Genomic DNA, 9,309 nt, shown 5'->3' with positions numbered 1-9,309 from the left:
TCTTGCATCTCTGTACCTTTCTTGTGTTTGCGGTTAAACAACAAGTATAACACAGAGGTGTTTTCTTATGCCTAGAAGAGCTTTCATTTGGCAAGAGGAACCCTTGAAGCTGTTTCGTTAGCTAAACCAAGGCTAGTCTTAGCCTTGGCTCACCAGCCTAACAGCATCAAGCCTCTTATCAAATGAAATCGAGTACTAGCTATAAGCCAGTTGAACCATCTAATTTTTAGGAGGGCTGGGTGGCTAACCTCATTATAGAACTTTCAAAGACAGTAGCTATAAAAAATATTTTCAAAAATATCAGAAAACACTTGCAAACGTTTTCTCCTTGTGATATACTATTGTCATCTAAAGAAAATGTTTGCGCTACCGCTCAAGCATTTCTAATAATAATAGGAGGTCCAATTATTATGAATTGGAAAAAATTAGCTGTCGGCACTCTATCTCTTGCTTCTGTAGCAACTCTTGCTGCATGTGGTAGTTCTTCTAATAAAAAAGCTGAGTCAGATTCTAAGACTCTGACAGTTTCTGTTGACAAAGGATACGTTGAGTACATCAAGAGTATCAAAGAAAAATTTGAAAAAGACAATGGTGTAACCATCAACGTAAAAGAAGAAGGTATGATTGATACTCTAGACAAATTGTCTACTGATGGACCAACTGGTGCAGCTCCGGATGTCTTTATTGCTCCTTACGACCGCGTTGGGGGACTTGGTAAAGATGGACAAATTGCTGAAGTATCACTCGGCAACAAAGAACAGTTTGATAAAACAACTCAAAATTTGGTAACTTTAGGCGGTAAAGTATACGGAGCTCCTGCTGTTATTGAGACGCTTGTTCTCTACTATAACAAGGACTTGATTTCTGCAGCGCCCAAAACATTTTCTGAGTTAGAAACTCTTCAAAAAGATTCAAAATATGCATTTGCAGGTGAAGACGGTAAAGCAACTGGTTTCCTTGCAAAGTGGACTGACTTCTACTTTGCATACGGATTGCTAGCCGGTTATGATGGATATGTCTTTGGTAAAGATGGTACAGATCCTAAAGATGTCGGTCTTGGCAACGATGGTGCTATCAAAGGACTTGAATACGCTAAAACTTGGTATGATGTGTGGCCTCAAGGTATGCAAGATCCTACCAAGGCAGGGGATTTTATTACTGAACAATTTACAAAAGGCAAAACAGCTGCTATTATTGACGGACCTTGGGCAGCTGCTTCATTGAAAGAAGCAGGGGTCAATTATGGTGTAGCAACTATTCCAACACTTCCAAACAACGGTAAATACAAAGCCTTCGGTGGTGGCAAAGCTTGGGTTGTTTCAAACTACAGCAAAAACATGGAAGTTGCTCAAAAATTCCTTGATTACGTAACAAACAAAGACAATCAAAAAGCCTTCTACGACAATACTCAAGAAATTCCAGCAAACACACTTGCTCGCACTTATGCTTCAGAAAAAGGAAATGAGTTGACTTCAGCTGTTATCGCACAATTTGCTGATGCTCAGCCAATGCCAAACATTCCTGAAATGGCGGAAGTTTGGAACCCTGCAGCTACAATGTTCTTTGATGTAGCTTCAGGTCAGAAAGCTGCTAAAGACGCTGCTAAGGAAGCAATAAAGGCTATTAAAGAAACGATTGAACAAAAATACGCCGAATAAGTTCGTAAAGACATCGCACTAGTCAAGTGTTCTGTATTACCAACAAAAAGCTGATTCAGATATATTTTTGTTCAGCTTTTTCTCTTTGCTAAACTACCTTAGTTAGGAGAGAAAAGATTGAACAGTTCCAAAAGAAAGGCTACTATGAACAAAGCAGGATTTTTGCATATTCCAGACTCTAGATATTGTTTTGCCACTTCCGACAACGAAGTAGTCATTCGTTTACGAGTCGCTAAAGAAGACAAACATCTTCGTTTTTCTCTCGTTTATGGCAACAAATACCGTTACCATCTTGAACAAGAAGAAAAAAAACTGACACTCAAATACATAGATCATCTCCATGCCTATTATGAAGTGAAATTAACCTTGAGAGATTTGCGTTTAGCTTATGTGTTTAAGTTTGAAGAGGATGGAAAAATCTACTATTTTAGCGAAAGTGGGATCACAGAGACCTATGACTTTGATTATGCCTTTTATGACTTTTTCCAAATGCCTTACATCAATCCAGTCGATGTCCATCGGGTAGTTGATTGGGCAGATGGTGCCGTCTTTTATCAAATCTTTGTTGACCGCTTTTTCCGTGGCGATATGGAGAAAGACGATACATACATCAACATGGCCTGGACAGCTAAACCATTGCCAACTAGTTTGGCTGGGGGGGATTTGGAAGGGATTCGCCAAAAATTATCTTACCTCAAAGAATTAGGGGTTAATACAATTTATTTGACTCCTATCTTCCAATCCAACAGTAATCATAAATATGATATCAACGATTACTATAGTGTAGACAAACATTTTGGTAGCAAATTCAGTTTGAGACAACTGATTGACGACTTGCATGCCCTAGATATGAAAATTGTTTTAGATGCTGTCTTCAACCATAGTAGTGACTTACTCCCAGAGTTTCAGGACGTCCTTTCTAAAGGGAGGAAATCTGTCTATTTTGATTGGTTCATGATTCACGGCGACCACATAGATCAAGAGAATCTCAATTATGAAACCTTTGGAGCAGTGGCACAAATGCCTAAATTGAACACTTCTAACCCTGAAGTCCAAGATTACCTACTAGCAATCACGCGCTATTGGACACAAGAATTCCAATTAGATGGATGGCGCCTAGATGTATCGGATGAAGTCTCACACGATTTTTGGAAACAATTTAGAAAAACTGTCAAAGCAATTAATCCAAATCTCATTATTATTGGTGAAAACTGGCATGATGCGTACCCGTATCTACAAGGTGACCAATATGATAGCATTATGAATTATGCATTCACCAAAGCTTGCCTAGATTATTTTGCAAACAACAACTTATCCTCTCAAGGTATGGCGGAACGACTAAATCACATTCTCATGAGAAATACTGATGCGGTCAATCGTATGAATCTCAATCTCTTAGATTCACATGATACACACCGCTTCTTCACACAAGTTAACAAATCAGTTGATAAACTGTTGGCTGCTACCGCTCTTCTTTTTACTTTTACAGGCATCCCCTGCCTCTATTACGGTACTGAATTAGGAATGGAAGGGGGCTATGACCCTGACTGCCGTAGAGGTTTTAATTGGGATGAAACCAGTTGGAACCGCGAACTGTTATCAAAAATGAAGCAGATTATCACCTTAAAACAAAATAGCCTTATCCAAATTGGAGACATAGCAATCACTGCTAACAGCAATATCCTGTCGCTAAAACGGACTTCTAAGGAGCACACCTTAGAACTACTCATAAACAATGGAGAGGAAGAGGAGGTCGGGGTATATGCAGAAAATGTGATTGTAGAAAATGGTTTCTCTAATAATAAATTAAAGAAAAATGGTTTCTTAATACACTCATCATCTCTCTAGGAGAAAACAACTATGAAAAAAAATAAGAGATACATCATTTCTGCTCTAGCAACTATTGCACTATCCACTCTCTTTAGTACTGTACAAGCTGATGAAGCAAATGCCGTCACAAATAAAGCAGACTTCTCAACTGATTCTATCTACCAAATTGTCACAGACCGATTTGCTGATGGCGATACTAGTAACAATGCACAAGGAGAGTTATTCGATAAGGCTGACCCTCGTAAATATCACGGAGGCGACTGGCAGGGAATTATCTCAAAAATTAAAGATGGCTATTTGACCAAAATGGGAATTTCAGCAATCTGGATTTCTTCACCTGTAGAAAATATTGAAGTTATTGACCCATCTTCAAAAAGTGCTGCTTATCATGGTTATTGGGCTAAAGATTTTTTTCGTACAAACCAACACTTTGGTAGCATGGAAGATTTCAAAGAATTAGTGACCGTAGCACATCAAAATGGTATCAAAATTGTCATCGATTTTGCACCTAACCACACATCAACTGCTGAATATCAAGGGTTCACATTTCCAGAAGATGGAGCTCTTTACCGAGATGGACAATTAATTGGGAAATTTAGTAGCGACAGCGAAAATATCTTCAATCATGAATCTTGGTCAGACAAACCTGATTTAGAGAATGGCATTTATCACAGCCTCTATGGTCTCGCAGACTTGAATAATCTCAATCCAACAGTTGATAACTATATGAAGGATGCTATTCAATTGTGGTTAGACATGGGAGTAGATGGTATTCGAGTAGATGCTGTTAAACATATGTCTCTTGGTTGGCAGAAAAACTGGTTGAGTAGCATCTATGAAAAGCATAATGTGTTTGCTTTTGGTGAATGGTTTGTCGGAGGAACTGACAATGATCCAGCAATGTCACAGTTTGCTAATACTAGTGGTATGAGTCTACTTGACTTCCGATTTGCAAATGCCGTTCGAAATCTGTATACTAATCTTTCAGCCTCAATGACAGATTTCTACAACGTCTTAAAAGCAACAGAGAACGATTACGAAGAAGTCAGTGACCAAGTTACCTTCATTGATAATCACGATATGAAGCGTTTTTCAACTATAGTTAACGGGAATCAAACAGCTGTACATCAGGCTTATGCTCTCTTGCTGACCTCAAGAGGCGTTCCAAATCTTTACTACGGTAGTGAGCAGTACGCACAAGGTGAGGATGACCCAGCTAATCGCGGAGACATGACTAGCTTTGATCAAAATTCGGTAGCTTACCAAGTCATCAGCAAGTTAGCACCACTCCGCAAGAGCAATCAAGGTCTGGCTTACGGAAATACGCAAGAACGTTGGATTAACCAAGATGTCCTTGTTTTCGAGAGAAAATTCGGTGACCATGTTGCGTTGGTTGCTGTTAATAAAAACCAATCTCGTTCTTACCAAATTACAGGCGCACATACGGATTTACCAGATGGAAAATACTCAGATAAATTGGATGGCATCCTAGGCGGTTCCGAATTAGTCGTTTCTTCATCTGGAACTGTTCAAGACTTTGAATTATCTCCTGGTGAAGTTGCTGTCTGGACCTTTGAGGGTAAAGGGCAAGAATTAAACTTAGCCGATGTAGACACCTCAATGGGCTTACCTGGCAACACAATCGTATTAACAGGACAAGGTTTTGGTACACAAGCTGGAACTGTATCCTTCAACGATACGAACGCACAAGTGCTTGAGTGGAACAATACTTTAATCAAAGTGAAAGTTCCTCAACTAACCGCCGGTTCTTATGCTATTTCAGCAACAATTAGTGAAGGTGCACACAGCAACGCTTTCGCAAACTTTGAAGTGTTGTCTGGCAAACAAGTTCCTGTACGTTTGAAAATCAATAACTTATCAACATCATGGGGAGAACAGCTATATCTAGTCGGAAATGTTCCTGAATTAGGTGGTGGGGATGTCAATAAAGCAATTGGGCCTCTCTTTAACCAAACACAATCAATAGCGAGTTACCCTAACTGGTTCTACGATGTTAGCCTTCCAAGCAACACAGATATTCAATATCAATTTGTCAAGAAAGATAGCAATGGCAATGTTGCATGGAAAAGCGATTACAACAGCTTTAAAACAGAAGATAAGGCTACCACCGTTACATTAAAAGAATAAATACGTAGTTTCAGAAAGGAGACGCGATGGAACAAAAACAACATAACCCTCGGGTAGCCATGTGGCTTTCCCTCATTCTAGGACTGGGGCAATTCTATAACAAACAGAAGGCGAAGGGAGCTTTCCTCCTTACTGTCTTCTTTCTTGAATTAATTGAAATAGTTACCTTTGGTATCCCTGCTATCCAAGGATTAATCACTCTCGGGGATACACCTGTCATTGATCACTCCCTATTCCTATTAATCAAGGGCGCAATGCAGCTGATTCTCTTCCTCGTAATGATTATCGTCCATATTATTTGTATGAGGGATGCAAAAAAGACCGCTGAAATGCTCAATCAAGGAATGAAAGTTCCTATGACAGCCAAGGAAACTCTGCAAACAATTTACGAGAACAGTTTCCCTTATTTATTGACAATTCCTGCTTACTTAGCCATGACATTTGCTATTGTCTTTCCTGTATTGGTTACAGTCTTTATCGCTTTTACAAACTACGACTTTAGACATATCCCTCCACAAAAATTACTGGATTGGGTTGGCTTCGAAAATTTTGTGAATATGGTCGGGCTAAGCACCTTCCGTAGTGCCTTCTCATCTGTTTTATCTTGGACATTTATTTGGACGTTGACAGCTTCTACCTTACAAATTGTATTAGGTGTAGTTACTGCTATCATTGCAAATCAGCCATTCATCAAGTTCAAACGTATCTTCGGGGTTATTTTCCTCCTACCTTGGGCTGTGCCTGCCTTTATTTCTATTATGAGTTTTGGAAACTTTTTCAATGACTCTATTGGTGCAATGAATGTGCAAGTTTTACCTTTCATTGAGAAAATATTACCATTCCTTGACTTTGGGATTGTTCCTTGGAAAACAGATCCTACTTGGACAAAAATAGCTGTTGTAATGGTGCAGGGGTGGCTTGGTTTCCCTTATATCTATATTTTGGTATCTGGTATACTACAATCAATTCCATCTGATTTATATGAAGCAGCTATTATTGATGGTGCTAGCGCTTGGCAAAAATTCTGGAAAATTACACTTCCAATGATTTTAGTTGTAGCCGCTCCAACCTTTATTTCACAATATACTTTCAACTTTAACAACTTCTCTATCATCTACCTCTTTAATAACGGTGGACCTGGTAGCGTTGGTGGCGGTGCAGGTTCTACAGATATTTTGATTTCTTGGATTTACAAGTTGACTACTCAGACTTCACCTCAATTTTCAATGGCGTCTGCTGTCACCTTGATTATTTCACTGATTGTCATCTCTGTATCCCTCATCACCTTTAAAAAATTCAATGCATTTGATATGGAGGACCGATAAATGACAGGAAAGTTTCAAAAAAGTTCCCTAAAGCGTAATCGATTTCTCACTCAATTCTTTACCTACGCTTATCTTGTTCTATTGGCAATTATTATCCTGTTTCCAATTTTAGTAACTGTTAGTTCAGCCTTTCGACCAAGTAATATCACTTCCTTCACTTTCACTCTGGATGGTGACTGGACGGTAGAGAATTTCCGAAGACTGTTTACAGAAACTCTATATGGTCGTTGGTATATGAACACTTTGATTGTTGCCTTCTTCACGATGCTCATTCAAGTAACTGTTATTACATTAACAGGTTATGCCTACAGTAGATATAACTTTGTCGGCCGTAAGAAAAGTTTGCTGTTCTTCTTGGTTATTCAAATGGTTCCTACCATGGCTGCTTTGACTGCTTACTTCGTTATGGCATGGCTCTTCAATGCCCTTAATCATTACTGGTTCCTAATTCTGATTTACGTAGGCGGTGGTATTCCGATGAATGCTTGGCTCATGAAAGGGTATTTTGACACTGTCCCTTATGATCTTGATGAATCTGCCAAACTGGACGGAGCTGGGCATTTCAAGACCTTCTACCAAATCGTCCTCCCACTGGTAAAACCTATGATTGCCGTACAGGCCTTATGGGCATTTATGGGACCATTTGGTGATTTCATACTGGCAAAATTCTTACTTCGTTCACAAGAAAATTACACAGTAGCCGTCGGGCTTCAAACGTTTATTATTGATGCTAAAAATCAAAAAATAACTCTCTTTGCAGCTGGAGCTATCCTAATTGCTGTCCCTATTTCCATCCTATTCTTCTTCCTACAAAAGAACTTTGTATCTGGATTAACCAAGGGTGGTACAAAAGGGTAGTTGAAAAGTGCTACAGTATATTTTATAGTAGTGTAGAAGTCAACGCTGACTATACAGAAGATGAAGAGACTGAGACAAAAGTCTAACCTTAAATATAAAAAGCAAACAAAACGAGTTATCTGACATTCAGAATTCGGCTCTTTATAAACTGTAGTGGGTTGAAGAAAAGCTAAGATCGAGAAAGGACGAAATTCGTCCTTTCTTTTTTGAGTGCCATTCCAATCTTTTTTGCTTAGATTTTTGCTATAATATTACTTATTCACAATTTATTTTGATTATGAAAGAGTTTGGTGATTAATGTCTCGCCTGTTGAATTACTAAAGAAATGTTACTTAGAAAAGAAGCCTGATTTATTTGTGGGAATTGAGCTGGAGTATCCTATTGTGAATTTAGAGGGCAATGCTACGGATATCGAGGTTGTTAGGGAGCTGTTGCGATATTTACCATCAGTACTGGGCTTTACCATCGAAAAAGTGGATAATTTTGGAAATCCAATTCAGTTACTTGATCCAGTCAGCCAAGATACGATCTTATTCGAGGTTGCTTATACTACGATTGAGTTTGCATTTGGTAAGGCTGAAACGATACAAGAGGTTGAAAATCGTTTTAATAATTATATGGATGTAATTCAGAGAAAATTAGGCGAATCAAATCATGCTATTGTTGGTTCTGGTATCCATCCATACTGGGAGGAGAACGAGAATCAACCAGTGGCTTATCCCCGCTATCAGATGTTGATGGATTATTTGAATCTGAGTAGAAATATTACTAAATCAGATTTACATCATTTTCCTGAGTATGGAGCCTTTATCTGTGGGAGTCAGGTTCAACTGGACGTTTCAAGGTCCAACTACCTGCGTGTTATCAATGTTTTTACGCAAATTGAAGCAGCTAAAGCCTATTTGTTTGCAAACTCTGAATTTTCGGGGGCAGATTGGGATACCAAGATTTCCAGGGATATTTTTTGGGAAGAATCCATGCATGGTATTTATCCAGAGAACATTGGTGTCAATGCTAGACTCTTTAAAGATGAGGATGATTTTTTGGATTACCTAAATCATTCTGCAATTTTTACTGCGGAACGTGATGGACAGACCTATTATTTTTATCCTATTCAGGCAAGGGACTATTTGGCTACACCTGAAATCCATGCATGTTCCCTTAATGGGAATGAGGTTTTTATTTACCCTCAGGAGAAGGATTTCCAAACTCATCGTAATTACCAGTATCAAGACTAGACTTGTTCGGTAACTACATTATCTCGTGGTTGATGATGCCACAAATCAACTCAGCTCTTAATTCAAATCGTTTTCTACGATTACGATAAGGCTGTGCCATGATTTGAAAGGTTTTAAATTTGGCATTAAAGTGCTCAACTCCAATACGCATTTTAGCTATCTCGCGATTCAACTACTTATCCTCTTGGGTTAAGGGGTGATGTTTAGAACGCTTAGCAGGAATAAAGGTATTTTCGTGAAATTTCAAGATGC

The 9,309-nt window shown here is 38.8% G+C and carries 5 protein-coding genes and 2 pseudogenes; 6 read left to right on the top strand and 1 reads right to left on the bottom strand.

The genetic code is table 11. From position 1 onward, the window contains the following. Nucleotides 1-404: 404 nt before the first annotated feature. The 6 genes and pseudogenes from FGQ53_RS10340 to FGQ53_RS10315 all read left to right on the top strand — a co-directional run. Nucleotides 405-1,658 (top strand): extracellular solute-binding protein, encoded by a 1,254-nt coding sequence (locus FGQ53_RS10340; RefSeq protein WP_275543852.1) that lies wholly within the window; start codon nt 405-407, stop codon nt 1,656-1,658. 144 nt (nt 1,659-1,802) lie between these two features. Further along, nucleotides 1,803-3,506: a glycoside hydrolase family 13 protein gene (locus tag FGQ53_RS10335; protein WP_138338540.1), complete on the top strand. Its 1,704-nt coding sequence runs from the start codon at nt 1,803-1,805 to the stop codon at nt 3,504-3,506. Nucleotides 3,507-3,518: 12 nt separating this feature from the next. Beyond that, nucleotides 3,519-5,636 (top strand): alpha-amylase family glycosyl hydrolase, encoded by a 2,118-nt coding sequence (locus FGQ53_RS10330; RefSeq protein ID WP_138338534.1) that lies wholly within the window; start codon nt 3,519-3,521, stop codon nt 5,634-5,636. A gap of 26 nt (nt 5,637-5,662) precedes the next feature. After that, nucleotides 5,663-6,961 carry a sugar ABC transporter permease gene (locus FGQ53_RS10325; RefSeq protein WP_138338531.1) on the top strand — a complete coding sequence of 433 codons (1,299 nt, stop codon included), beginning with the start codon at nt 5,663-5,665 and terminating at the stop codon, nt 6,959-6,961. Beyond that, nucleotides 6,962-7,819, top strand: a complete 858-nt coding sequence (locus FGQ53_RS10320; protein WP_138338528.1) for a sugar ABC transporter permease — start codon at nt 6,962-6,964, stop codon at nt 7,817-7,819. Nucleotides 7,820-8,112: 293 nt separating this feature from the next. Further along, nucleotides 8,113-9,054, top strand: a pseudogene (locus tag FGQ53_RS10315) (gamma-glutamylcysteine synthetase); the annotation flags it as partial. Nucleotides 9,055-9,070: 16 nt separating this feature from the next. Here the strand turns inward: FGQ53_RS10315 and FGQ53_RS10310 are convergent. Next, nucleotides 9,071-9,309: pseudogene (locus tag FGQ53_RS10310) on the bottom strand (transposase family protein); the annotation flags it as partial.

The sequence above is a fragment of the Streptococcus mitis genome (assembly GCF_005844455.1).
Taxonomy (GTDB): Bacteria; Bacillota; Bacilli; order Lactobacillales; family Streptococcaceae; genus Streptococcus; species Streptococcus mitis_BF.
Note: the sequence above shows the minus strand (reverse complement) of the source record. Positions and strands in the feature narration are given on the sequence as shown.